The organism is Mesorhizobium sp. M1312 (assembly GCF_040318115.1).
In the GTDB taxonomy this organism is placed as follows: Bacteria; Pseudomonadota; Alphaproteobacteria; order Rhizobiales; family Rhizobiaceae; genus Mesorhizobium.
In genome coordinates, this window is record NZ_JAMYLQ010000095.1 from 1 (window position 1) to 1,040 (window position 1,040).

General features: G+C 58.0%; 1 protein-coding gene. It reads right to left on the bottom strand.

Going from position 1 to position 1,040, the window contains the following annotated elements:
* Positions 1–195: 195 nt before the first annotated feature.
* The coding region (locus NKH36_RS34660; RefSeq protein ID WP_352966309.1) for a PHP domain-containing protein at positions 196–1,040 on the bottom strand (845 nt) is incomplete at its 5' end.

The window sequence follows — 1,040 nt, forward strand, 5'->3', positions numbered from 1 at the left end:
GACGCAGCGACAGCTGCAGAGAATAGGCGGCGAGCCGCGGGGAAGGCCGCTATGAAACGTGCTCAAAGAAGCGGTCGCGGAACTGCAGCTTCAGCTGGCTATGGCCCCGATGAGAACTCGCACTCCAGTTTGCGCGGCTGGGAAGATTTTGAGAATGACGGACTCCTGCGCTGATAGGCCGGCCGCACAAGCAGGTTAGGACGTTTGCCTGCGCCGTGCGAGATGCGCAAGGAGGGCCGTCAAACGCATCGCGTTCAGGACCCGCTTCGCAGGGACACCGCCCTTGCGCGCCATCTCGACACCCCAATGCATGTGGTCGAGCTCGCGGAACGAATGAGCGTCCGGATTGATGCTGAAGATGCAGCCCTGATCGAGTGCCTTTTGATGCCAGCGCCAGTCGAGGTCGAGTCGCCACGGATGTGCGTTGATTTCGACAGCGACGCCGTGTTTCGCACACGCTTTGAGGACTTTGTCGACGTCGAGATCATAACCGGGCCGGCGCAACAGCTGGCGACCGGTCATGTGCCCGATGATTGTCGTCCGAGGATTTCCGATCGCCTCAATGATACGCTCCGTCTGTTCCTTCTTGGGCAACTTGAAGCGGCTGTGCACGCTCGCGACGACAAAATCGAACTGCTCCAAGACATGATTCGGGTAATCGAGCGAGCCATCCGCCAGGATGTCCGCCTCGATGCCCTTCAATATGCGAAATTTTCCATTGTATGCCTTGTTCAGCCGGTCAGCTTCGCGGTGCTGTTCAGCAATCTCCTGCAACGAAAGGCCGCCTGCGTAGTGAGCGGACTGCGAATGATCGGCGACACCATAGTATTCGAAACCGCGCTTGCGCGTGGCTTCAGCCATTGCCTCAAGCGTTTCGGTGCCATCGGATGCGATCGTGTGAGAATGCAGGATGCCATGCAGATCTTCATCCCGAATGAGGGCGGGTAGCTTCTGCTTTGCCGCTCGCTCAATCTCGTCCCTGCCTTCGCGCAATTCAGGCTCGATAAACTGCAAGTCTAGAGCTTGGTAGATTTCTTCTT